We start from the raw sequence: 24,016 nt of genomic DNA, 5'->3' as shown, positions 1-24,016 counted from the left end.
TGCTCTTTTTTCTTATCTTTTCGGCTGCTTCCTGACTCTTCCGGTTTACTTTTCAGCCATTTTCCAGTTAACTATTTTCTCTCACACCATCCCGCTAAATACAACCCTTGAAGCCGCAGCCGAAACAGCAAAGATAAGCACTGTAATCGGAAGCATGCAGGCGAGGTCGTATTTCAACTGTGCTCTATCCCCTCCGTATTCTATAGCTCCTGCAAAGCGGGTAAGGATTGCACTGATTATTATAACGTAAGCCCCTATTGCAAGCATAAACTGGTCAGGAGGGATGGACTGTGAAAAACTTTCAGGGTTGATCTCTACAGGCATTCCGGAAAGATCAGCAGGGACCCTGCTTACCCTTTCTGCTACCTGGTTCAGGATTTTCGTAATTACTTCTGAGAGGGCAAGGGTAATTCCTGCAATAAGAGGGGCAAAAATTGCAGCAGTTGAACGCATTGTTGAGGTGACGTCATAGAGAGAATGCCTGATCCTCTCTTCTACGGCACTGAGTTCTTTTAAGTGGTCGGCAAGTTTGATTATTGAAGCTCCTGCAGCTTCGTGGTTTTTATGGACGCTTTCCGTAAAGAGGAGCATCGTGTTTCTTATCCTCTCAGAATATATGTGCCTGAAAGCCCCGATTTCTTCATCAAAGATAGCATCCCTGAGATTTGTCCTCACGCTGAGCAGATTCATGGAAATCTCTTCAAAGGCCTCCCCGATTTTTGAGCCTTCCATGGTCCTGGAAGTGTGGGCAAAGGCTTCTTCCGGGGCCTTTCCTTCCGAAATCCTCCTGCCGAGCACAAAGAGAGAATCTGCAAATTCCAGTTCCATCTGTTTTATCCGGTCTCTTATTTTCCTATACGGAATGGACGAGAAGTACAGGTAAATCGAGATTCCGGCAGTTCCTCCGACAACTAAAGGAAGGGTAGGGGGAAGATACCCGCTGAGGGGTTCGGTTGAAACTATTTCTCCCGGGTTTCCGATCAGCAGCAGAAGGTATCCTGAAGGAGCTATCAGTAAGAAGGCCAGGACTGAAAGCGTTATGGCAACCCTCTTCTTCTGCCTGATGTCCGCAAGGTCAGGGTGGGAATCCGGGATCTGTTTGGGGATAAAGGCAACAGGCCTCTGCATCAGGACATACTCCGAATATACCGCTGCAAGGACGGGAAAGACAAAGTCGTAGAGGAGGATCAGGTCCGTAATCTCGGGTTTCATCCCCACAACCGTGACCGCAGGCAGGAGAGCGACAAGGGCGAGGGGGATCAGGATAAAAATAGAGTAGAGGATGTAACTTGGGGTCTTCAGCTTTTCGGCAAAAACCTCCATAAGGCTTTCAGTCCCTTCAAGGCTGACGTCAAGGGCGCGGTTCAGAGTGATGACTCTCTGGGCTTCGTCGGGCTCTGCTGTTGAACTCTTTATCAGGTGCAGGGAACGTTTGAAGTATTCGCTGTTCCTGCCCCACAGGTCGGCAAAAGAAAGGAGAGCATCGTCCATGCTGCTGTAGAGCCTCAAATTCAGGTCCCAGGTCAGCTTTTTCAAGTCCGTGGCAAGCGGCCTCTCCGAGTTCCGGGCAGCAAAAAGAACAGCATGTTCGAGGTTGGGGACCAGCTTCATTGACATGATGATATAGCTCAGGATTTCCGGGATGTCCCCGAGAGAAGAGATTTTCATAAAGCTGGCCTTTATCTTCACATATTCGCTCAGGTAGCAGAGAACTATCAGCGGAAGGATAAAGGTCAGGGTTCCCATTATGAAAAGAGTCCTGGGTTCAAAACTCCGGGAAAGAAGAAGGAAAAGGTCTATCCCTAGCAGTAAAATTAAGGTTATAAATGTCCCCACGTAAGAAAATAAAACTGTCTCAAAGGCTTCCAGGTCAAAACCTGTAAACCGGAGGGCATCTCTGTATTCAGGGCTCACGCTTTTTTCACATTTCCGGCTGAAGGCCTCAGGGTCCGGGACAGCCCACACCCACTGCTTTGCAGTGGTTTTGCAGGCTCTAACGTACCAGCTGCTTACTTCCATGCTCCGTTCCTCTCAGGCAGTTATTTTTGTTTCTTGCAGCTGTTTTTCCTTTTCCAGTAGTTTTTCCCGTGTCAGTTGTTTTACTTCTGCTGTTTGTTTTTCTTCTATCGGCCGTTTTTCCTGTACAGTTAATCTTTCTTTAGCTAGTTGTTTCCCTGTTCCTTTTTTTCCGATCCCTTTTTTCTCTGCTCCTGTGCATACCCTGGAAAAGTTTTCAAACCAGGTTTCCCACTGTCTGTAAAGCTCTTCAGTTTCATCCCTTGAAGCCGGTTCGTTGTCAGTTTCAAATCTTCTACTACCTGCTTTTATGGAATCCGAAAGCAGCCAGAACATATTGTTTGCCTCGCTTACGGCTTCGGCTTCAAGCAGGAATGGCCTGTGAATCCCTTCAGCTGCAATTCTTTCTTTTATCCTTGTCCGAAGTTCGATATTTTTCAGGGCGCTGTCAATGGAAATCCCCCATTTTCGTGCAATCTTCCCTATAAGTTCGGACTGCCCCTGCTCGAGCACCTCTCCTGCAAGCAGACAGTCCTGAGCAGCATCATAATACATGATATCTCTGAAGAGTTCCGAAGGTTCGGGGTCTTCTATCGACGTGCCGGTCACCTCTGCAATCCGGCTCACCCGTTTCAACTTTTTCATGCTCCCCCCGGGCCTGATTCCCGAACATATTATTACCGCATCGGTTGCCTTGAAAGAAGCCGGAGGAACCCCAAGGGTGTGCACGACTCTCTCATAGATGTTTTCAACGGACGAACCGTGGATGGTCCCTATAACGGAGTTTCCGGCATTTCCTACCTGCATGGCTTCGTAGAGCACTTTAACTTCCGGTCCCCGGACCTCTCCCAGCACCAGAGAAGAACTCCCGAGCCGCAGGGCAGCCCGGAGCGCGGTTTCAGGACTCATTTCCGCCCCGGACTTCAGGACTGAAGAGTGGGAGCTCATCCCCTGTACTTTCCAGCCCAGTTCCTGGAGTTGTTCTGTCGGGAGTTCGTGGGTGTCTTCGATTGTAAGGATCCTGTATTTCTGCGGGATTTCAAGCAGCATTGCCGACATAAGCGAGGTCTTCCCGGCTCCCACTTCTCCGGCAACAAGGACCGAAGCCTGCCCGTCCATGAGGAAACTCAAAAACCCGGCGGCAAAAGGAGAAATCGAACCTGTATTGATTAGTTTCGGCAGGGTCCAGGGTGTTAGGGAATGTTTTCGGAAAGCATATGCAAGCCCGTTTGCACTTAGCGGGTCTCCTATTACGGAAACCCTTACCCCGAAAGCCTCAAGATTGAGCTCAAGCACAGGGACAGCTTCTCCAAACGGCCTGCCGCTAATTGTCCTGAACCTTGAGACCAGGGAGTCAAGGTCATCCTGCGAGAGAAAGATGTTGCTTGTACATTCCTCCCCTTCCAGCACAACATGCACCGGGTTTGTATCGGCAGGGGCATTGATATATACGTCCGTTATCCTTGAATCGGAAAGAAGGTCTTCTACAATCCCGAGCCCGTTAGTATACTTTGCAAGCAGGTCGGCATAGCTTTCAAGCTCATCCGGGTTGCAGGCTTTCCCGCTTTCGAGAAGTTCTTCCCCCAGCAGGTCTTTTGCCATGCATTTGAAGTACTCCCTGGCTCCGGTGGGGTCTGCAAAAGCAAGGTCTTTTGGCCTGTGCCGGATCATTTTTCTCCTGACTTTCTCAAGGAACCTGAGTTCCTCCTGCTTGAGGTTGTACTCTGGAGGCCGGATCATGTAAAGTCTTTCCGGTCTGTCGGTGTAGCGGTAAATGGTGACCTCAAGGTTTCTTCCTTCCCCGCCCCTTATGTCGTAACATTCGAGAAATTCGGTATTTTCGGGAGCTTCGGTGTAAATTCTCGAACTGGAAAAAGGAGGCCTTACATGAGATTTGATCCTGCTCTCGTAGTCGAAAAAATTATCATCCGGCTTTTCATTCTCCGTTCTTACGCTCTCGCTTCTTTTGTTCCCTGGTCTCTGATTCTCTGATCTACGATTTTCCGATCTTTTATTTTCTGATTTCCGGTTCTCAGGGCTTTGATTCTCCTGTCTGCTGTTCTTCTGTTTTTTTCCAGCCACTGGGAATGAGAACGAGATTATTCTTGAGAAAAATGCAGGGGTTATTTCTCCCGAAGTGTTTTCTATCAGGTTCCCGATTTTCTTTCCTGGTTTTCTACCAGTTGTTATCTTTACCTTTTTCCCCGATTTTTCTTCGAAACCTTTTCTGTTTTCCTTTCTACTTTCTAACCAGCTCGCTGCCGAACAGTAACCCGATTTTTTGGTAACCGGGACATCAGGAAAGCAGGACATTTTTTCTTCTATTTCATTCAGGATGCTGTAGAAACACTCCGAGCACGCAAGGCAGATAGGAGTTGCGTCCGGCTACCAGCTGTTTTTCCGTGGATAAGCTCCCTCAGCTCCAGCCGGGCTTTTAAGGGATCGGTTTCCACGTTTTTGGCAAGAGAAGCAATTATCTCTCTTCGCTCAAGGCTGCACTTCTTTTTTTCGGGCCGAATACATGCTTCAGGCACAACTTCAATGCTCCTGTAAGCTGCAATGGTTCTCTTGAAACCTGCCAGTTCATAAAGCAAAGAGAGGGCTCCTCCTTCATAGTCCCGTTCATAAAGCCTTGAGAGTACAAGACAGTCGGCATGAACCTCCTTCCGGAGGATGCCGAAGATGTTTTCCCTGCAGCGTGGATCATTAATTGAAGACTCTGCTTCGCATTCCCTGCAGTTGATAACAATTGTTTTCCGGTTTTTCGTCTGCTTTATCCTGCACGGACAGGTTTCATCTTCCTCTTTATTTTCCATTTGAAGCAGGCCAGGACTGAAGCTTCTAACAGTGTCCTGCAGGCCGTTAGCAGCATCCTGAAGTTTTAGCATTATGTTCAGAATTTAAACCCCCATGTCCCCAGATTACTTTGAAATTTATGTTCAACTGTATTAAATGTTTCCTATTAATCAACCTATATGTCTTTTTATATTGAACTATGCCAACTGGTGTGAAAGTAATCTCCGCTTAATTGCTGATCTATATTCTATTATTCACGTTCAAGAAAAGCTAGAAAATCAAAAGTGGACGCTCAAATCCTCTACCTGCCTGAGAAATACTTCTTCTGGACTTGGATACTGTGTTTTTATTAATTATTAACAGGACGCCACTCCAGCCTGTCTGTTGGCTCTTAAAAAAAGAAATGAAAGTGAAAGTTAGGCTTGAAAATAGTTGCTATTTATTCTATTTGTCTCTATCTTGAGTCTATTCATCTCGTTTTTTTGCTTCATTTTTACTTTCTGTCTTTTATCTTTGGTCTTTTTCTGCCTATTTGCTCTTTGGAAAAGACCGCTCTCCTGCGTCTCTTTATGTCTCTTTATTTTACTATTGTTTTTAAGTTAGTCCGCTTGAGCGAAGCGAAAAGGATGGCGGGCTCCCAAATCGCAATTCGGGCGGGTCAGAAATTCTTAGTATTCAAAAACATCTTCAAGTGACAACTCTGCCAGTTTCAGCACATTTTCTCTAAAAGCAAACAAATTCTCAAAAACGGCTGAATTTTGACCCCTCAGGAGTTCTTGCTTAACCCTTTTTCCCACGATATCATCGCTCCCTCTTATCAGCCTCAGGACAACCGAGCCGGGAAAGATTTTTGTCTCGCAGGTGACGTTATCGCAGTCTCCGTCTGTGATTCCAATGATCGGGATTCCGAGCCTGTAGAGGATATCACCTGCTATGGCTGTGGTGTCGTCTCCGACGGTGACTGCAAGTTCGGCTCCGGAAGCCAGTTCATAGGAGTTTTCGGCGGCATGGTCTATAAGCACGACTTTTCCTGTCCCGGGCCCGGAAAAAGAGCCTGATTTTCGGGTGCTGGCATTTTCTTTCCTTGCACCCGGGGGGAAGGAACTGCTTCTCCGGATCTCCCCGCTTTTTACCCAGGCTCCGGCAAGGTCAACAGGGTCCATTTTTTCGTAATTATGGAGCTTTTCTATCCCGTGCCCCTTTATTTCTCCGCCTTCGATTGCGGTAATGAGGCCGTTTTCAGCAACGATTCGGACTCCGGAAGAGAGGGCTTTTCCGATCACGATTCCGTTTACAAGGATATTTTCTCCGGGAAAAACTCCCGAGATTTCGCGGATAGTCCGGGTTTTGCCGGTTTGGGGACAGGTTTCCAGGCAAACCGAGTCTTGAAAAGGGAGAGGGGTTTCGGCAGGCAGGCCGAAGATTTCTGAGAGTTTTTCCAGATGAAATACGGCTTTTTTATTGAGGGGGATCAATTTTCCGCCGGGGCAGTTTGGGCTTTCGATCTGGATAAGTGGTTTCTTTTCAGGCTCTTTGAGACGCGAGGCAACAATTGCTCCGAATACTTTGCCGGTTTCAACTGTTTTTCCTCTGTTCAGGAGGCATACGAGGTCTGAGCTTTCAAAAAAAGATTCGATGCAGGCGCTCGGCTTCAGGTGCCGGCTTATGTCTATAATATGTTCAAGCCCTGCATCAAGGACGGCTGTCTTTCCCATGGCTCCGCCAAGCTCTGCTTTTACTTCGCCAAGGCAGGAAAGTTTTTGCAGGACTGTTTCCGCTTCTTTCGAATCAATTACTTCGGGGCCGTGGATTGCCAGGCCGATCTTCATTTTCATCCGATTATACTCAAGCATTCTCAATTGATTACACTTAAGGGCACATATTAATATTACCCTGTATTCATTTTCCGGTGTGCTCCTGATATCAGTCGGAACAGTGTGTTGTATAATAATTATCCGGTTATTATAGAAAATTACATTACGCATTGTTACGTTCTGACAAAAACATAAGGACAAGAGGCAAAGAGATGGCTGACTTAAAAATAACCTGGCTTGGGCATGCTGCTTTTTTGCTCGAAGCCGAAAAGAAATTACTGATCGACCCGTTTATTTCCGAAAACCCGAAAGCTCCCTGTATCCCTGAGGATCTGGGCCCCGATATCATAGCAGTGACCCACGGCCACCGTGACCACCTGGGAGATACCATCGAGATCGGAGCCCGGACAGGCTGCCGGATCATCTCGATCCATGAGGTTGCAAATTATATTAAATCAAAAGGAGTCTTTGCCGAAGGTATGAACAAAGGCGGGACCATGGACGTCGAAGGCGTCACCCTGACCATGACTCAGGCACTTCATTCCTCCTCGATTGACGCTTCATGTTTCAGTTTCGATGGAGGCAGCCCGGCAGGGTTTGTGATAGGCATTGGCGGACATTCCATTTATCATGCCGGCGATACGGGGGTTTTCGGGGACATGCAGCTTATCGGGGAACTCTACGAACCCGAAATCGCTCTGCTGCCCATAGGAGACCGGTTTACTATGGGGATAAAGGAAGCTGTAAAAGCCGTAGAACTGATCGAACCTAAGATTGTTGTGCCGATGCACTATAACACCTTTGATGTCATCAGGCAGGACCCTGAAGTGTTCAAAAAAGCCGTGGAAGCAAAAGTTGACACGAAAGTAATTATTCTGGAACCGGGAGAATCTATAGAGCTTTGATTTTTAAGGTTCCGGTTCGTTTAGCTTAAAAATAGAAAGTAAAAGAGGTCAAATAAAGCTGAATTTTTTAGACCTCTTTTTTTCAGGACTCCAATTCTTAATATCCTGTTCTCAAATCCTGTTCTCAAATTGCTCTCAAATTCCCAGCTTTTTTCTCTTCTCCATTATATGCTGTTCTATCCCGTCAGCTGCTTTTATTGCATCCTTTTCTACATTCAGGACTCCGCCCGTAACTTCCCGGCAGTCCTCGGTCAGCAGTTTGACCAGGTCGGGTGCTCCGGTGACGGTCGGGACAGGGTTTACATAGGTGTAGAGCCCGAGGGCCAGGGCAAAGATGGCGTCGATCGTAGCTTTTTGTTCCATGTATTCGGGAGCTGCGGCAGCAACCGGGAGCTCAGGGACAGGGGCTCCCAGGACTGCGGAGATGGCTCCGAGAAGGTCGGCAAGCCTGCCTGTGTCGGTACAGGTCCCGTAGCTGAGCACAGGAGGGACTCCAAGGGCTTCACAAACTGCTTTCAGGCTGTCGCCTGCAAACTCCCTGGCTTCGGGGGAGCAGAGACCTGCCACCTGCATAGCCCCGTTTCCACAGCCCAGGGACAGGACAAGGATATTTCTCTTGATCAATTCTTTTACTACGGCAACACTGTGCACATCCTGCCCGTAGTCCCTTAATGTGGTGCAGGAGACCATCCCGACCACTCCCTTAATCGCACCGCTTTTTATAGCATCAAGGAGCGGGTCAAGGGTACCTCCCAGGGCATCAAGTATGCTCTCGGTTGAAAAACCGACGACTGCTTCTTTTACCGGAAGATTTAATACAGGCTCTCCCGAGCTTTTTCGGTTTTTGAAATTTTCGATTGCCATATTCAGGAGTTTTGCTGCCTGTCTTTCAGCCTCCACAGGGTTATAGTTCAGGCGTTCGGTGATGCCTTCAAATGCTATGAGTTCGCTTACGGGCATGAGTTTGAACCCGTATTTTTCGGCATAGAGAGGGGCTACAGGAAGCGAACAGTTCATGTCTGCGGCAAAAAGGTCCACACTTCCGCTTGCAAGCACCGCCTCCTGGGAAATCCAGTTGCCGGTAAAACCGTAAAAAGCATCATCTTCTTCCCACCTCTGGATCATCTCCTGCCCGGTTTCTATACTGGCAATGACCCTCAGGCCTTTTGCTCCGGCTGCTTTTGCTTTTTCCTGCCATTCGGGCTTTCTTGCAAGCTGGACCATGGCAAAGCCCAGGAAAGGTTCGTGCCCGTTAGGAAGCACGTTTACATATTCAGGGTCAAGCACCCCGAGGTCAACCCTCATCTTATGAGGTTTTGGGATTCCGAAAAGGATATCCTGGCAGTATTCGTTTACGATCTGGCTCTGATATGCCATTGCAATCCCAAGGCGCATAGCTTTCAGGGCCAGGCTGGCATAGTATCCGTCAACGTTTGTCAGGCAGGAACTTGTTGAAAGCATCATCTCCCCGTAGATCCCGCCTGGGAATATATCCAGCTCTTCCCACCTTTTCTTTCTTTCGGGAGGGGCAAGGATCTCAACAATCCTGCTTGGTTCGTATGCAGGCCTGTTAAAGTCCTTTTCCACAAATTCGCACAGGTGAAGGGCAATTTCGGAATCACTTCCGAGGGTTTCTATCCCGAGCCTGCCTGCAAATGTCCTCAGTTTCTCAGGTTCTCTGATGCTGTAAGGGGTTTTGCCCTTTGCGGTTTCCCTCAAAGTCCGGATGGTCTGGTCGGTGTGGTAGTGGTAGGTCGAAGCCCCCATTACATTCCTGAGAAGCATCATCCTCATTGCCATTCCGTCGGCTGTGATCCCGCAGACTCCCCTTTTGTTCTTTGCAGCATCCGAACGGCAGGGGCCGTTGGAACACAGGTCGCAGCGTGCTCCTGCCATACAGAAAGTGCATCTCCTGTCCGGAACTCCGCCTATTCCCTGAGCCTCATAACGGTCCCATACATTTGTCATATTATCTTTCTTTATCCGCTCATACATTTTTTGAACGGATTCGTGATAGGAAATCCTTTCTTTGTCCATGTTTATTACTCCCCGGTTAACTGCTACTCTTTTCTCCTTTTTGTCCCCAGGTCAGGAGATCCCCTCCAGGCTGTACTGTATGAACATTTTCTTATGAGGCGGATCTCCATCAGTAAGCCTGTTTGCAGTTATCAATAATATCAGCACAGGAATTATTTACAATTAATTCAAGACATGGTAGCTGTCAGGGAACTACGCTGATTGCTGGAATATGGAATGTGTCGATTGTTATGCTGAATTACTGTATTTGAAGGAAAGAAATGGAAAAAAGACTAACCCTGAAAGGTACAATGATAAAAAAAGCTAACATGGAAGGCACAATGATAAAAGAAATAACATGGAAAGTACAGTAATTAAAATACTTACCGTAAAAAGAAAAGCTAACATGGAAGGCACAATGATAAAAGAAATAACATGGAAAGTACAGTAATTAAAATACTTACCGTAAAAAGAAAAGCTAACATGGAAGGCACAGACAGATACAATGAAGTTATACCTGCCTTCGTTTTATACCCGTCTTCGTTTTATACCTGCCTTCGTTTTTGTGCCTTAAGTGGCTGGAGTTTTATACATTACTCAACGCTGTTTATATGCACCTTATAATTGTGGTCGTCTTCAACCCAGAAATTAATTGACCGGTCCTGTTCGGTTTCATAATCAAGGTACTTTTCTAGGGTAGTGTCGTAGACCTGTGTGTCGTTCCCTGCGGTTATGTTTACGTTTACAAAGGCTTTGAAACCATTTGTCCGTGCATCGAATGAAAGCAGGTTCTCATCGTACTGCAGGTTTTCAAAGCTTGCATCGTATGTATTGCGGCTTATCTGGTTGTATTCATAAAAAGACACTATGGTCATGTTGTTTGCGTAATAGTTGTCAACCCATTCCCGGAACTTTGAGCGGCTGATTGAGTATTTAATTGCGGGTTCCACATCGAGTTGATGGGAGAACACCGGATAGGACATACCTGCTTTTGATGCTGGCTCCCACCATTCCCATGTATCATCGTACAGGTTTCCTACGTCCCTTTCTGCATGAATTGCTGCGTCTCCGTTTCTCCAGGTCATTCCCAGGTTTTCATATGCATAGATCGCATGCGTAAGGTTATCCCGATTTCTCAGGCAGCACCAGCTTGTGGGCGGCTGACCTATTTTTTTATCCACATATGAGTATTCTTCGTCCATTACTCCGTATGCTTCTTCAAGTGGAAGGCTGTTTAACTCCTTTGTATAGTGTATGCCAACCTCCCAGGAATCGTTAGCAACCAGGTCTTTCAGGTAAGCTACGTATGTATCATTTGACTTCTCAAACATTCCTTTGTCAAACCACATCGTGCCTCTATACCCTTTGCTGTTCAGGTACGCGATCCCTTCTCCGGTTGTGTTCATCGGCAAAGGTCCGTCAAGCCCGAACGGGATTATCTTGCTGTCCCCTATTGCAGTTATGAGTTTTCTCTCTGCAGTCTGGTTTATGCTGTAAACATCAACGTCAAAGTAGGTTCCTTCTCCAAGGATAAAAGTGGTGAACTTGATATACCCACTTGAAAAATCTATATAGGGAAGCTGTTGCCTGTCAAGATTATAGAATGGGGTAACTATGGAACTGCCGTCCCGGGCGTAAATTGTGTTTGTTTTATTGATGCCGTCAAAGATTATTTTGAAATTTGTTTTTTCTGACGCATCGCCAAGAATAATTTTTTGGTATTTGAGTTCTCCGGAAGAGTCTCTATAATAACTTTTAAGTAAAGTCTGGCCCTCATTTTCCTGAATTAACAGTCTTGAACCCGGGCTATTCAGTTCAACAAAGCTCTTCGGGTCATCTGCATATACGTCTATTGAGATTTCATAGGCACATTTCACCATTGGTGTGAGATTGCATATATACAGAGCCCCTGCCTGTCTTGGTTCCTCAAGATAGTGAATTATCGGGACAGAGGTACATTGACAAAAAGTAAAAATATCCAGGTTATTTCTATAATGTCCCAGGTATTCATTGATTCCAAAACAAGAGATAAGGTCCATACCTGGAAGCAAACTGCATGGAATTAGAGGAGAGTCTCTTATATTCGTATACTCCAGCCCTTTTGAAGTGTTATTGAAACAAATTTCCGATTCCTGGGTTGCATATATGGTGGAGTATATTTTATCGTAAGGCTTTTCTTTCTGAACCCTTGCGATGAAAATATTAGCTGGAAGATTATTTGTTTCAGAGTAGTTCTGTGAAAACAGGACCATACTGCCCTGATAAATATTCTCAGTCGTTTTTGAGCTCGCTGTAGCAGGGGCTGCGTATGCACCTCCTATCCACAGGTAACTTGATATAAGCAGTATGAATATAACCATTTTTAGACTACTGAAATTTTTCACTAAATCACCAAAATTAATTTATATTTATCCCTACACTCAGCTGTAACTTTTATAGCTTTTGATTCGCAGGCTTTTGAAAGTTCTTCCACAAGCTCTTTGCATATCTTTTTTTAAAGACTTATTCGGAATTTCCAGGTCCTGTTGACGAATATAAATTCTTCCATTCTCCTAAACTTCCATATTCCGGGAGAAATTCCAACTTATCTACTACCACCTGTAAATTAATGTTTTGTTTTCGTATCATATTCTGGAAAAGGTTTGATTTTATTACTTGGATTTATAGCGATTATTTATATACTGCAAAATACTCAAAAAAGTATTAAATGAGTTAAGTTTTAACCTTTGGAATATTTCTGCCCTTTATATCTAACATTACTTTATTATCTGTGAATGTCCCTTCCGTTGCGGAATTTTATAAGTTGCATCCTTTTTGAGTAATATCTGGCTCCACAAGATCCGGACTAAACAGTCCGGTCGAACATCGGGGCTATTGGAACAGCCACTGAAAGTCAGGGATAGCATTTCCTGGATATTTCCTGACTTTCCAATAACTGTCTGAAACCGGAATCTAAGGCGCAGATTTCAATTGTAATTAAAACATAGTTTTACTATTGTTTACCTATACGGTTTTATATTATCAATACGAACTCACCGGCATGAACATGATGACAAATATAAAAAAGATCCCACTTGCTTTCGGAAGCGGGGTTTTTGAGCTGAATATCCCGGAGAAAAATGTCTCCAGCTTTATCCTGCCTTCGGAACCTGAAAAAAAAGAGGATGGGGCTCTTTTAATCCGGAAAGCTCTTGAAAACCCTATAAAAAGCAAGAGACTTTCCGAGATTGTAAACCCGGAATCCAGAATTGCAATTATTGTAAGTGATGTTACGAGGCCCACCCCTACTGCAAAAATTCTTCCTCCTCTCCTTGAAGAACTGTATCTGGGGGGGGCGAAAGATGAGAACATCACGATTATCTTCGCTCTCGGGCTTCACCGCCAGCAGACTGAGGAGGAGTCAAAGAAACTCGTCGGGGAGGATATCTACAAAAAAATCCGGTGCATCCAGCACGACACTTCCAGGTGCAGGCATATCGGGGAGACAAGTTTCGGGACTCCGGTTGAAGTCTTTGAGGAGGTTCTGGACGCAGACATGATTATCAGCACCGGAACGGTGGAATTTCATTATTACGCGGGTTATGGTGGGGGAGGAAAGTCTATCCTTCCGGGAGTCAGTTCGGAAAAAGCCGTACTTTCATTCCACAGCCATTATAGCAAACTCTTCGAAGGCGAACCCCTTTCGGGCAGGGCCGACAGCCCTGCGAGGAAGGATATCGAAGAAGCCGCAGGAATTGCAGGCCTTTACTTTATCCTGAACGTAGTGATCAATAGCAGGAAAGAAATCGTTGCTGCCGTTACCGGAAATTTCATCCGGGCTCACAGGGAAGGGGCAAAATATGTAGATTCCATATACAAAATAAAGGTTGAGCCTGCAGATGCAGTCATCGTTTCCTGCGGTGGCTTCCCTAAAGATATCAACCTCTACCAGGCAACAAAGGCTCTGGAAAATGCCATCCCTGCTGTAAAAGCAGGAGGTTCAATCGTACTCGTGGCCGAATGTGCGGAAGGAATCGGAAACCAGGTCTATGAGTGCTGGAACAGAGAGTGCAGGAGCCCTGATGATGCTATAGAACGCTTCAAGCAATTCTTCGAGTTTGGAGGGCATAAGAGTGCAATAGTTGCGAAGGCTGCAAAGCAGTTCAGGCTCTATATCGTTTCAAAACTTTCCGAGGAAGAAAGCAGAAGAGCGTTCTTCATTCCTGCAAAAAGCGTACAGGAAGCCCTTAAAGCTATTCTTGCCGAAAATCCCGATGCGAAAATTCACGTGATGCCTGATGGAGGATGGACCCTGCCTGTCCGGAAATAAGCGATAAGATCAGTAAATCAGTAAAATAAATGAAAATAGCAAAAGAGAATTTCGAACACCTATTTATCTATTGTTTACCTATACGGTTTTATATTATCAATACGAACTCACCGGCATGAACATGATGACAAATATAAAAAAGATCCCACTTGCTTTCGGAAGCGGGGTTTTTGAGCTGAATATCCCGGAGAAAAATGTCTCCAGCCTTATCCTGCCTTCGGAACCTGAAAAAAAAGAGGATGGGGCTCTTTTAATCCGGAAAGCTCTTGAAAACCCTATAAAAAGCAAGAGACTTTCCGAGATTGTAAACCCGGAATCCAGAATTGCAATTATTGTAAGTGATGTTACGAGGCCCACCCCTACTGCAAAAATTCTTCCTCCTCTCCTTGAAGAACTGTATCTGGGGGGGGCGAAAGATGAGAACATCACGATTATCTTCGCTCTCGGGCTTCACCGCCAGCAGACTGAGGAGGAGTCAAAGAAACTCGTCGGGGAGGATATCTACAAAAAAATCCGGTGCATCCAGCACGACACTTCCAGGTGCAGGCATATCGGGGTAACCAGTAGGGGTACGCCTATTGATATCTTTGAAGAAGTGCTTGATTCCGATTTTGTTCTCGGAACCGGAGGAATCGAGTTCCATTACTATGCAGGGTACAGCGGAGGGGCAAAGTCCGTCCTTCCCGGTGTAAGTTCCGAGGAGGCTGTACTCACCAACCACAAAATGATGATCGAAGAAAATGCGGTTTCCGGAAGGGTAGACAGCCCTGTCAGGCAGGATATGGAAGAAGCCGCAAAGATCTTCGGCCTTAAATTTATTCTTAATGTTGTGCTTGACAGCAAAAAAGGGATAGTTGCTGCCGTTGCAGGTGATTTTATCGAAGCCCACAGGAAAGGGGTCGAGATTGTGGACGCCATGTATAAGGTGCCCGTTGAACCTGCAGACGCCGTGATAGTTTCCTGCGGAGGCTATCCCAAGGACATCAACCTTTACCAGGCAAACAAAGCCCTGGACAATGCAACCCAGGCTGTAAAAGAGGGCGGCTCGATCATCCTTGTAGCAGAATGTTCCGAGGGGATAGGCAACCAGGTCTATGAGTGCTGGAACAGGGAATGCAAATCTCCGGAAGATGCGATCGAGCGCTTCAAACACTGCTTTGAGTTCGGAGGGCATAAAAGTGCAATTGTTGCAATAGCTGCAAAGAAGTTCAAGCTTTACCTTGTCTCGAAGCTCCCGGAAGATAAAGCAAGAACCGCATTCTTCACTCCGATGGCAAGTGTGGAGGAAGCCCTGTCTGCAGTCCTTTCAGAAAACCCTGATGCAAAAATACACCTGATGCCTCACGGTGGGCAGACCCTGCCCGTCAGAAAAGAAAATTGATGGCCTAAAGAGATCCTGCCGTTAAAAAGATCTATCAAAACAGGATCTTTTTTATTTGTTTCATTTTCTTAATCTTCATTCTTTTTTCTAAATCGATTACTATTCTTCATAGCCCGAAAGCCACCGATTTTCTATTCGCCCGAATTGCGTCTCGGCAGAATTGCGGCTCTGCAGTGCGCTGTCCTTTTCGCTACGCTCAAGAGGACTAACTTAAAAATAATGGTAAAATAAAGAGACGCAGGAGAGCGTTCTTTTCCATGAAAAAAAGAAGAAAAAAGAAAGAAGAAGAAAAACCCGGGAGCAAAACCGACTGATGATGTTTGTGAATAAAAACGAGAACAAAGAGACATAAGAGGACGAAATTTCGCTCTTTATTTCTCTTTCATTTATTCTTTCTTTTTTTTGGGAAGGGCCGCCAGACAAGCTGGCGGAGGCGCCTATATTTACCTGTGAATTAAAAACTTATTTCTGGGCTTAAGGAAAGTATTCTCTCAGTCCGGGGACATTTCTTTAATTTTATTGTCTCTCGGAATTGCAGTACTGGCTTGTAAATTACTTTTCATCTGACTGGCAGGCCGGTTCCAGTCTCGTGCGGCGAGAAGAGATAGCTGAAAAATATTCTCCGGGATTCCGGAACAGATCGACCAGTTGATCAGGGAGAACCAAAGCGAGAAGAAATAGAAAAAGAAGTGGCGCATAAAAATATGCGCCTGATATTTTTATTGAAAACAGACTTAAACGCCTGTGGAATCGATTGTCTTGTGTGATGCAGGTTCTGGAACATCCTCTTCTTCGTCTTCAAACCTTAACCTGAAAGCTTTATTCAGGAATTCGGGTGAAAATTGAGGTGTCATAAGGCTTACCGCGACCAGGGTAAGGATAGAGAGAGGAGTTGCGATCAGGATCGGGTCTACAACGGTCCAGGTACCTGAAAGTAAAGTTGCCTTTCCGAAAATTGCCTGACAGATCCCGAGAGGCACTGCTTCTTTTGCATGGACGAAAGTCAGCCAGAAGAGGCTACTTAAAGATCCTATTACAAGGCTTGCAGTTGCTCCGGCTTTTGTCGTGCGCTTCCAGAAGAGTGCTCCGATAAACAGGGGCAGGAAAGCAGCCGTACATAGGCCCATGAACATGGCAGTAGCTCTGGCAATAATACTTCCGGGAAGGATATATGCCAGAACGACTGCAACCAGGATGGTGAAGGCAATTCCCAATCTTGTGACATGGACGGTCGCTGTGGACTTGCCTTTCATAAGGCTCTGCTGGTAGACGTCGTACCCTATGGCTGTACCCATTGTATGGAACTGGGCAGCTGCAGTGGACATTGCCGCTGCGAGCAGGCTGAGCATGAAGAGCGCTACAAACATTTCAGGCATTGCATGGTTCAGGAAGGTAGGCATTATAAGGTCGGTGTTTCCATCCGGCACGACCTGAAGGGAAATCATGCCTGTAGTCCTGTAGAAATATACGTTGGAAAGAGCTCCTACAACATAAGCGACTCCTGCCATCATCAGGATAAAGGGGCCTCCAACGGCGACTGCTCTTTTCAGGGAACGGTCGTCTTTTACGGTCATGAACCTGACTGCGAGCTGAGGCTGTGCAAGCACACCTATTCCGACTCCCAATATGATTGTGGAAATCATTGTCCACCATAAAGGAGATCCGGATGCGGGCATTGAAGTCCAGCCTTGATGTCCCTGGTCTACAAGGGCCTGGGGCACAAGGTTTGCCATACTGGTAAGGGCCTGGTGGGCTTCAACAACTCCTCCAAGCTTAACGTAAGTAAAGACAAGCAGAAAACCCATTCCCAGCAGCATCAGGACAGCCTGCATGGCATCCACATACATTACTGAAAGAAGGCCTCCCTTAATGACATAAGAAGCAATTATGATAGTGAAGATTATAAGGGCAATATTGTAATTGATCCCGAGAGTTGTCTCAAGGAATCTTCCGGCTCCTATGATAACGCTTGCAGCGTAAAGAGGCATAAAAATGCCGATCAGAAGCCCGGAAAAAGCCTGAATGAACTTTGACTGGAAGCGTTTTCCTATAAATTCAGGATAAGTTATGGCTCCAAGATTCAGTCCCATGCGTCGTGTAGGGGGACCAAATACAACGAAAGCAATGAATATCCCGAAAAAGATATTCATAAATACAAGCCACAGAAGCCCCATTCCTAATGAAGCGGCTACTCCTCCGAACCCTATTATTGCAGAGGTACTGATAAACGCAGCTCCGTATGAAAGGGCCATAACTGCAGGATGCACCCCTCGACCGGCGAGCATATACCCTTCTGTCTTAGAATTCTTCCTGTATCCCAGGTAGGCAACGTAGAAAGTGGCCGTAAGGTAAATGATAACAAACAGGATAAGAGTTGAAGTACTGACTGCCATAAAAATCATTCCAGGATAGTATTAACTGCTGTTAATTGCCGTCTTTACAGACACTATCAAAAAAGTCGGTTGAAGCGAGATATAAAGCACGATCAAGGCCGGTTTTTACTGGTCCTGAACCGCTGTCCTCTGAGTCCCGCTTTTGACTACCTGTTCTTCTTCCCCGCCTCTCCAGTTCAATGCCCCGTAAACCATGCATCCGAGTGCGCTTAGTACGCAAAATACATATGCAAGCCAGATCTGTGTATCCTCAATTCCTAGTACCAACATCTACACACCTACCGATAATTACCTGCTATCAGCTAACATGACACTTGTTAACACAGTACATTATAGCTTTTTGTTATTTAAATATGTTGAGCGGGGTAAAATTCACATTAAAGTTAACTTTAGAATATGTGCTCTTTGTTCAGGGAGTTCCTGATTTCTTTCTCCTCCTGCAGCCGGGATTGTTCCCTATCTTTTTTCCTGCATCCTGTGAGGCTATAGTCGGCCTGCCAGCCAGATAATTATTACTTGTCGGCACTTGTCGGTTTACCTGAATCCCGAGAGAATTTGACTGACAAAAAAATACTCTGCCCGGTAAAGAAATACCTCCTTTGACCTGGAAAATCCTTTTTCAATCAAAAAGCTATAAAAGCCCCCAGAAAGCTCATCTTGAAGCTCCTTAAAAAAAGAAATAATATAGTTTGGAGAGATATGTAGAGAGTGTTTTTCAGGTAGTATTTTTGGATAGGTCTATTTTCGATCTTATTTTCGATCTTATTTTCGATCTTATTTTCGATCTTATTTTCGATCTTATTTTCGATCTTATTTTCGATCTTATTTTCGATCTTATTTTCAGATAGCATCCAGTCCTGTTTTGTTTACAGGAACATTATCTACTCTCACAGTCTCCTCAGTTCATTTTCAACGGGTGGGTTTTTTATGGGCTTTTTCTTTTCTTCGAAAGCCCGATCTTTTCCGGGATTTTTTTATTTCAGCGTACACTCAGTAATTTCTCCGCTGAGGTCTTCCCTGAGCATGTCGGCAGCTTTTTCAAAATCATCGGTCTGGCCAAGTACCCACATAAGTTTCACAAGGGCGGTTTCGGGAAGGGTATCTTCTCCTTCGATTGCTCCGGCTTTCAGCATGTCTCTGCCGGTATCATAGACGCGGTCGCAGATCCTGCCGTTAAGGCACTGGGATGTAACTATTACAGGCATTTTTGCGTCCGTGGCTTTCCGGAGCAGGGGGATCCATTTTGTGGAAATATGCCCCAGGCCTGTCCCTTCAACAACAAGCCCTCTGTAGCCATTACTTATATAATAGTCAAGGACTGCCGGATCCGCTCCCGGAGTGAATTTCACAAGGGCACATTTCGGTTCCATTCCGGGCTTGAATTTCAGGGCTTTTTCTCCGCGCCGGGTGTAATCAATAAAAGTCTTTATTTCCCCTGTGCTGTAGTCTACGGTCCCTACAGGTAGGGAGTTTACGGACTTGAAAGCGTCCCTGCGGGAGGTATGCAGCTTCCGGACTTTCGTTCCGCGGTGGATTTCGCAGAAATCGTCAGAGGTTGTGCCGTGCATAACCACCACGACTTCGGCAATCTCGCTTATGGCAACCCGGGCTGCACAGATTGCGTTCATGGCGTTGTCACTGCTCGGGCGGTCTGCGCTCCGCTGGGAACCCACGAGAACGATAGGTACGGGCGTTTCGATCATAAAGGAGAGGGCTGCTGCCGAGTACATCATTGTGTCTGTCCCGTGAGTGACGATTACTCCATCAGCTCCGGCTTCGATTTCTTCGACGACGGCTTTTGCGAGGTTTTGCCAGGAGTCGGAGTCCATATTTTCGGAGAGGATGCTTGAGATTACTCTGCCTTTGAAGTCCGCAATTTCCTTAAGTTCCGGGATTGCGGCGAGAATATCGTCAGCAGTAAACTGGGATGTGACTGCACCTGTACGGTAGTCGATCTTGCTGGCAATTGTCCCGCCCGTAGAAAGGATCGCGATTTTCGGGAGCTTTTTCCCGGCTCCGGGAAGTTTTTCTCCGCCCGTTTTACAGCCTTTTCCGCCGTTTCTGCCTCCGTTTGCATTTTCTCCGTTATTTTCCAGAAGGGTTATCCTGACTTTATCAATGGAAAAACCGGCGTTATACCCGCTTTTCATTTTTATTGTGATATATCCTTCCATGGAAGGCATTACTCTGCCTTCATAGACAGTACCGTTCTTTTCAATGCGTACCCAATCGCCCTGTTTGAATTCCATGAATAATCCCTTTTCTGTTGGTTTTTGAGATGATGTATATTGTGTGACACTAAGAGGTCTAAATAATATTAAAGTTAAATGTGTTATTGAAACTAAATGGGTTTTCAAAGTTAAATGTGTTCTCAAATTAAATGTATTATTGAACTTGCATGAGTGTGCTTTTTACTTTTAGCTCGATATGATTCGGATTTTCCCGTATCTCTGATTCATACTTTCTTCAATTCCTTCTGCCCTTTATTTCCCAGATATTCCGTATCCGAATTTTCCTTTATTTCCCAGATATTTCGTATCCCGGATTTTCCGTATCCGAATTTTCCTTTATTCTCAGGCTTTCCCGTATTCATCGACAACTTCAAGCAGGGCTTCAAAAGCGGAGTCGATAGAATCTTTGATGGTTGCAATCTCCTGCTCGTTCAGTTCAAGTTCGGTCTGCCGCCTTCCAAGGTAATGCTGCATTTCTTCCGGAGCAGGTCCTCCCTCAATCTTTCTCCTCTTTATGTTGGAGACCGGGTTAAGGGCTTCCTTTACCATCTTTTCCGTCAGGCCCTTGCTTGAAAGCGATTCTCCGAGCACGACTTCGGCCGCGGAGTCAATTTTTTCTATTGTGGGTTTTTCTCCTTCCCTTGCAAGCATCCCGACAATCTGGTGAGCCGTTCTGAAGGGGATTCCCGTCTCCCGGACAAAGGTATCCGCAAGCTCGGTAGCTGTTGTAAAACCTGTTACGGACCGGGCTGAAAGCACGTCCGAATGGATCTTCATGGTCCTTATCATTCCTTCCATTATCCTTACCGATGCCCTTACGGTTTCCACCGAACGCCAGATGTTGGGTGTTGCTTCCTGGAGGTCGCGGTTATAGCTCAGGGGCAGGCCTTTACAAATCGTAAGGATGGACATGAGGGCTCCCACTGCCACTCCGGTTTTTCCGCGCATTAGTTCGGCAGTATCCGGGTTTTTCTTCTGGGGCATAATCGAGGAAGTGGAGGCATATGTGTCGTCCAGCTCGATGAAGTTGAACTCGGATGAAGACCAGACTACAAGTTCTTCAGCCATCCGGCTCAGGTTTATCATGAGGTTTGAGAAAACCGAGGCGCACTCGATGAGGAAATCCCTGCTGCTGACAGCATCCATCGAATTTTCCAGCAGGCCTTCGAAGCCCAGAAGTTCCTGAGTCCGTTTCCTGTTCAGGTTAAAACCGGTAGAAGCAAATGCAGCAGCCCCAAGCGGGCAGAGGTTTACCCTGGAAAAGGCGTCCTGCACCCGGTCAAAGTCTCTGCCGAGTGCCGCTTCGTGGGCACAGAGGTGGTGGGCAAGGGTGGTCGGCTGGGCGTGCTGAAGGTGAGTAAAACCGGGCATGAGGGTTTCGGTGTGTTTTTCTGCAAGCACGACAAGGGTTTTTCGGAGGGCAAAGAGCTCTTCGAGCAGGCCGGTAAGCTCTTCTCTCAGGGCCAGCCTGATGCAGGTTGCAACCTCATCGTTTCTCGAACGTCCGGAATGCATCCGGCCTCCGACATCTTCTCCAACCATGTCGATGAGCCTGGATTCAAGGGAGATATGGATGTCTTCGTAGCTGAAGTCGAGCTTTTCCATTCCTTCTTCCCGGATTTTCAAAAGCCCGCTGAGGATTTTGCTGCAATCCTCCGCACTTATAATGCCCTGTTCTTTCAACATTACTGTGTGAGCAAGGTCCACTGCTATGTCAGCACTAAAAATCCACCTGTCAGCCTCCATTGAAGAGGTGTAACGTAAAATTTCCTCGTCCGGGGCTGCTTCCAGCCTTCCTCTGCGTAAAATATTGCTCATCGGTTTTCCTCGGTGTAATTATGAAGTAAGTTATATTGTGAGAGTCTTTATGTAATAAAGGATTCTGTGAGATAAATGATACTATGAGCTTGCCCTGGACATCTATCAGTCTATTTTATCTTAATTTTCCAGGTATGCGAGATATGAATAATCCGCAGCGTGGTATTATTCCGAACACTTAAATATGAATCGGTTTCAGGGAGTTTTCCTCCAGGGTAATCGAATACCGCAGACGTTTGCTATTTTTAGTAAAAAATCAGAATCAGTACCCAGTTAATTCCAATTTTTCATAAACTATGTCTCTTGGCAACCTTGGATGCGAAGAAAAACTTGAAGTGGATTTTCCACCTGGCACCTATCGAGAGTATTATAAATATCTGGTGAACAACCCTTTGGAAAGAGTAAAAGTAGGGAAATAACCGGGAAAAGGGTCGGAAAAAGAGTCTAGAAAAGAATCGAGACAATAACCGGGAAAGAGTGGTGAGGATATGAACAATAAACTGATTATTATTTTGTTGCTTGCAGCGGTAGCTCTGATGGGAGCCCCTATGGCTTCAGCTAAATCCAGCTATCTGGCATCTTTCAATCAGCACTATGACACTGGAGACACAAGGCTTGATTCGTGTTCGACCTGTCATACCGGAGAAGCCAGAAATCCTTATGGTAGAGCATACGCGGGAAGTGGAAGAAATTTCAAAGCAATCGAAAATCTTGATTCGGATGGGGACGGGTTTACAAATCTGGTTGAAATAAATGCCTTAACTTTTCCGGGAAATCCGGATGATTATCCGCAAAACACATCCGAAACTCTGTCTGAAACAACCGTTAACGCAACTGAGTCCTCAGCAAGTGCAACGGAACAGACAGCCACCGAAGTACCGGTAAACAATACAACCGAAGAACAATCAGCCACCGAAGTGCCGGTAAGCAATGCAACTCCGGAACAGCAAGCTACCGAAGAATCAGGCAACACAACAGAGAAAGAGCAGACTCCGGGATTTGGAGCTATTCCTGTGCTTGTCGGATTATTAGCAGTCGTGTGCCTGAGGAGAAGAAATATCCGGAAATAAAGCATAAATTTGTTTAATGTCCGTGGTCTCAAAGTATAACCTAATTTCTGCGGTCTACGATCTCATGGAGGCACCGATAGAGATTTTCCTGTACGGAAAGTGGAGAGAGGAAGCTCTTTCAAGTCTCAAAGGCAATGTTCTTGAAGTAGGGGTATGGACAGGAAGGAATCTGAAATACTACCCGGAGGGCGCTCAGGTAACAGGAATCGATATTAGTGAAGGGATGCTCGAAAAAGCCCGTGAGAAATCCAGAGGCAGGCAGAATATTACTCTTCTCCATATGGATGCCGAAAACATGGGATTTCCGGACAATACCTTCGACTATGTTGTCACAACTTTTGTCCTCTGTTCAGTTCCTGAACCCGTGAAGGCTCTAAAGGAAATGAGGCGCGTCCTGAAGTCCTCAGGGGAGTTGATTGCCATTGAACACATGCGTAGCAGTAACAATCTTATTTCCATATTTGAAACTTTAATCAATCCGATTATGTTTTCCATTATCGGAGATGAAGTGATCAGGGATACTGTGGGGAACATAAGAAGGGCTGGATTTGCTATCAAGGAAGAAAAGAATCTGGCTTTTAAGGATGTTTTCAAAAAAATTCGGGCAAGCCATAATGTTTTTGAGCCAGAGTAATTGATTAAAATGTCTGCAATCCCAAAGATGTCCGCGGCCTCAAAGTACAATCGGATCTCCCCAATCTATGAGCTGATAGATTTGCCTCTGGAACTTCCCTTTTTCCGGAGGTGGAGAAAAGAGGCACTTTCAGGTCTGAGTGGAAAAGTTCTGGAAGTCGGAGTGGGGAGTGGAAGGAATCTGAAATATTACTCTTCGAAAGCTCAGATTACAGGAATTGACAACAGTGAAGGGATGCTCGAAGAAGCCCGAAAAAAAGCCAGGGAAATGAAAAACGTCAACCTTCTCATTATGGACGCAGAGTACCTTGAATTTCCGGACAACAGCTTTGATTATGTGATTACGACTTTTGTCCTCTGTACAATCCCTGATCCTGTAAAAGCTCTCAAAGAAATGAGGCGTGTCCTGAGGTCCTCAGGCGAGCTGATAGCCCTCGAACACTTGCACAGCAGTAACCCGATTATTGATCTTTTTGAGCACCTGATTGATCCTTTTCTGTTTTTCCTGCTCGGGGACCATACGACCCGGCATACCCTGAAGAATATAGAGGATGCCGGCTTCACCGTTCTGGAAGCAAAAAAACTGGCATTTGACGACGTTTTCAGGAGGATAAGAGCGAAGCCGTAAATTTTT

17 protein-coding genes are annotated in these 24,016 nt (G+C 45.9%); 6 read left to right on the top strand and 11 right to left on the bottom strand.

All coding sequences use genetic code 11. From position 1 onward, the window contains the following. Window positions 1–81: 81 nt before the first annotated feature. The 4 genes from ACSAZL_RS14285 to ACSAZL_RS14270 all read right to left on the bottom strand — a co-directional run bounded on the left by ACSAZL_RS14285 (window position 82) and on the right by ACSAZL_RS14270 (window position 6,647). The gene (locus tag ACSAZL_RS14285; protein ID WP_440945302.1) at window positions 82–2,019 is read right to left on the bottom strand and encodes a hypothetical protein; all 1,938 of its coding nucleotides are present in this window, start codon (window positions 2,017–2,019) and stop codon (window positions 82–84) included. Between the two features lie 12 nt (window positions 2,020–2,031). After that, window positions 2,032–4,329: an ATPase, T2SS/T4P/T4SS family gene (locus ACSAZL_RS14280; protein ID WP_440945301.1), complete on the bottom strand. Its 2,298-nt coding sequence runs from the start codon at window positions 4,327–4,329 to the stop codon at window positions 2,032–2,034. Window positions 4,330–4,346: 17 nt separating this feature from the next. Further along, window positions 4,347–4,904, bottom strand: a complete 558-nt coding sequence (locus ACSAZL_RS14275; RefSeq protein WP_440945300.1) for a hypothetical protein — start codon at window positions 4,902–4,904, stop codon at window positions 4,347–4,349. A gap of 576 nt (window positions 4,905–5,480) precedes the next feature. Next, window positions 5,481–6,647 carry a DUF2117 family protein gene (locus ACSAZL_RS14270; protein ID WP_440945299.1) on the bottom strand — a complete coding sequence of 389 codons (1,167 nt, stop codon included), beginning with the start codon at window positions 6,645–6,647 and terminating at the stop codon, window positions 5,481–5,483. 191 nt (window positions 6,648–6,838) lie between these two features. Here ACSAZL_RS14270 and ACSAZL_RS14265 point away from each other — a divergent pair, with 191 nt between their 5' ends. Continuing rightward, window positions 6,839–7,531: a metal-dependent hydrolase gene (locus ACSAZL_RS14265; RefSeq protein WP_440945298.1), complete on the top strand. Its 693-nt coding sequence runs from the start codon at window positions 6,839–6,841 to the stop codon at window positions 7,529–7,531. A gap of 135 nt (window positions 7,532–7,666) precedes the next feature. On the opposite strand, the gene cooS is transcribed toward ACSAZL_RS14265, so the two are convergent. Further along, the gene (gene cooS / locus ACSAZL_RS14260; protein ID WP_440945297.1) at window positions 7,667–9,568 is read right to left on the bottom strand and encodes an anaerobic carbon-monoxide dehydrogenase catalytic subunit; all 1,902 of its coding nucleotides are present in this window, start codon (window positions 9,566–9,568) and stop codon (window positions 7,667–7,669) included. Window positions 9,569–10,140: 572 nt separating this feature from the next. Next, complete coding sequence (locus ACSAZL_RS14255) at window positions 10,141–11,907, bottom strand: hypothetical protein (RefSeq protein WP_440945296.1); 1,767 nt, start codon at window positions 11,905–11,907, stop codon at window positions 10,141–10,143. A 686-nt stretch (window positions 11,908–12,593) separates the two neighbouring features. Here ACSAZL_RS14255 and larA (ACSAZL_RS14250) point away from each other — a divergent pair. Together larA (ACSAZL_RS14250) and larA (ACSAZL_RS14245) are read left to right on the top strand one after the other, a co-directional pair. Further along, window positions 12,594–13,856, top strand: a complete 1,263-nt coding sequence (larA, locus tag ACSAZL_RS14250) for a nickel-dependent lactate racemase (RefSeq protein WP_440948860.1) — start codon at window positions 12,594–12,596, stop codon at window positions 13,854–13,856. A gap of 121 nt (window positions 13,857–13,977) precedes the next feature. After that, window positions 13,978–15,237 carry a nickel-dependent lactate racemase gene (gene larA / locus ACSAZL_RS14245; RefSeq protein ID WP_440948859.1) on the top strand — a complete coding sequence of 420 codons (1,260 nt, stop codon included), beginning with the start codon at window positions 13,978–13,980 and terminating at the stop codon, window positions 15,235–15,237. A gap of 734 nt (window positions 15,238–15,971) precedes the next feature. Here the strand turns inward: larA (ACSAZL_RS14245) and ACSAZL_RS14240 are convergent. From ACSAZL_RS14240 to argH, 5 genes are all read right to left on the bottom strand, one after another. Beyond that, on the bottom strand, window positions 15,972–17,630 hold the full coding sequence (locus tag ACSAZL_RS14240) for a sodium:solute symporter family protein (RefSeq protein WP_440945295.1): 1,659 nt from the start codon (window positions 17,628–17,630) through the stop codon (window positions 15,972–15,974). Between the two features lie 105 nt (window positions 17,631–17,735). Beyond that, entirely contained in the window at window positions 17,736–17,900 is a 165-nt protein-coding gene (locus tag ACSAZL_RS14235; protein WP_440945294.1) for a symporter small accessory protein, read from the bottom strand. A gap of 704 nt (window positions 17,901–18,604) precedes the next feature. Next, window positions 18,605–19,879, bottom strand: coding sequence for a Glu-tRNA(Gln) amidotransferase subunit GatD (gene gatD / locus ACSAZL_RS14230; protein WP_440945293.1), 1,275 nt, complete (start codon window positions 19,877–19,879; stop codon window positions 18,605–18,607). A gap of 206 nt (window positions 19,880–20,085) precedes the next feature. Next, window positions 20,086–20,223 carry a hypothetical protein gene (locus tag ACSAZL_RS14225; RefSeq protein WP_440945292.1) on the bottom strand — a complete coding sequence of 46 codons (138 nt, stop codon included), beginning with the start codon at window positions 20,221–20,223 and terminating at the stop codon, window positions 20,086–20,088. Next, window positions 20,204–21,679: an argininosuccinate lyase gene (argH, locus tag ACSAZL_RS14220; RefSeq protein ID WP_440945291.1), complete on the bottom strand. Its 1,476-nt coding sequence runs from the start codon at window positions 21,677–21,679 to the stop codon at window positions 20,204–20,206. Before argH ends, ACSAZL_RS14225 begins: the two co-directional genes overlap by 20 nt. Before the next feature lie 488 nt (window positions 21,680–22,167). On the opposite strand from argH, the gene ACSAZL_RS14215 reads away from it, so the two are divergent. Genes ACSAZL_RS14215 through ACSAZL_RS14205 form a run of 3 tightly spaced genes read left to right on the top strand, consistent with a single transcriptional unit; the run spans window position 22,168 to window position 24,010 of the window. After that, the gene (locus tag ACSAZL_RS14215; RefSeq protein WP_440945290.1) at window positions 22,168–22,749 is read left to right on the top strand and encodes a PGF-CTERM sorting domain-containing protein; all 582 of its coding nucleotides are present in this window, start codon (window positions 22,168–22,170) and stop codon (window positions 22,747–22,749) included. Between the two features lie 16 nt (window positions 22,750–22,765). Next, a complete protein-coding gene (locus tag ACSAZL_RS14210; protein WP_440945289.1) occupies window positions 22,766–23,383 on the top strand; it encodes a class I SAM-dependent methyltransferase in 618 nt (205 codons plus the stop codon). A gap of 9 nt (window positions 23,384–23,392) precedes the next feature. Further along, the gene (locus tag ACSAZL_RS14205) at window positions 23,393–24,010 is read left to right on the top strand and encodes a methyltransferase domain-containing protein (protein WP_440945288.1); all 618 of its coding nucleotides are present in this window, start codon (window positions 23,393–23,395) and stop codon (window positions 24,008–24,010) included. Window positions 24,011–24,016 lie beyond the last annotated feature (6 nt).

The sequence above is a fragment of the Methanosarcina mangrovi genome (genome assembly GCF_052057765.1).
Lineage (GTDB): Archaea > Halobacteriota > Methanosarcinia > Methanosarcinales > Methanosarcinaceae > Methanosarcina.
This window is presented reverse-complemented; position numbering and strand designations above follow the sequence as displayed.

Coding starts and splice junctions, on each gene's coding strand:
- ACSAZL_RS14285 (WP_440945302.1), bottom strand. CDS start 2,019: ATGGAAGTAAGCAGCTGGTACGTTAGAGCCTGCAAAACCACTGCAAAG.
- ACSAZL_RS14280 (WP_440945301.1), bottom strand. CDS start 4,329: ATGTCCTGCTTTCCTGATGTCCCGGTTACCAAAAAATCGGGTTACTGT.
- ACSAZL_RS14275 (WP_440945300.1), bottom strand. CDS start 4,904: ATGCTAAAACTTCAGGATGCTGCTAACGGCCTGCAGGACACTGTTAGA.
- ACSAZL_RS14270 (WP_440945299.1), bottom strand. CDS start 6,647: ATGAAAATGAAGATCGGCCTGGCAATCCACGGCCCCGAAGTAATTGAT.
- ACSAZL_RS14265 (WP_440945298.1), top strand. CDS start 6,839: ATGGCTGACTTAAAAATAACCTGGCTTGGGCATGCTGCTTTTTTGCTC.
- cooS (WP_440945297.1), bottom strand. CDS start 9,568: ATGGACAAAGAAAGGATTTCCTATCACGAATCCGTTCAAAAAATGTAT.
- ACSAZL_RS14255 (WP_440945296.1), bottom strand. CDS start 11,907: ATGGTTATATTCATACTGCTTATATCAAGTTACCTGTGGATAGGAGGT.
- larA (WP_440948860.1), top strand. CDS start 12,594: ATGATGACAAATATAAAAAAGATCCCACTTGCTTTCGGAAGCGGGGTT.
- larA (WP_440948859.1), top strand. CDS start 13,978: ATGATGACAAATATAAAAAAGATCCCACTTGCTTTCGGAAGCGGGGTT.
- ACSAZL_RS14240 (WP_440945295.1), bottom strand. CDS start 17,630: ATGGCAGTCAGTACTTCAACTCTTATCCTGTTTGTTATCATTTACCTT.
- ACSAZL_RS14235 (WP_440945294.1), bottom strand. CDS start 17,900: ATGTTGGTACTAGGAATTGAGGATACACAGATCTGGCTTGCATATGTA.
- gatD (WP_440945293.1), bottom strand. CDS start 19,879: ATGGAATTCAAACAGGGCGATTGGGTACGCATTGAAAAGAACGGTACT.
- ACSAZL_RS14225 (WP_440945292.1), bottom strand. CDS start 20,223: ATGAATACGGGAAAGCCTGAGAATAAAGGAAAATTCGGATACGGAAAA.
- argH (WP_440945291.1), bottom strand. CDS start 21,679: ATGAGCAATATTTTACGCAGAGGAAGGCTGGAAGCAGCCCCGGACGAG.
- ACSAZL_RS14215 (WP_440945290.1), top strand. CDS start 22,168: ATGAACAATAAACTGATTATTATTTTGTTGCTTGCAGCGGTAGCTCTG.
- ACSAZL_RS14210 (WP_440945289.1), top strand. CDS start 22,766: ATGTCCGTGGTCTCAAAGTATAACCTAATTTCTGCGGTCTACGATCTC.
- ACSAZL_RS14205 (WP_440945288.1), top strand. CDS start 23,393: ATGTCTGCAATCCCAAAGATGTCCGCGGCCTCAAAGTACAATCGGATC.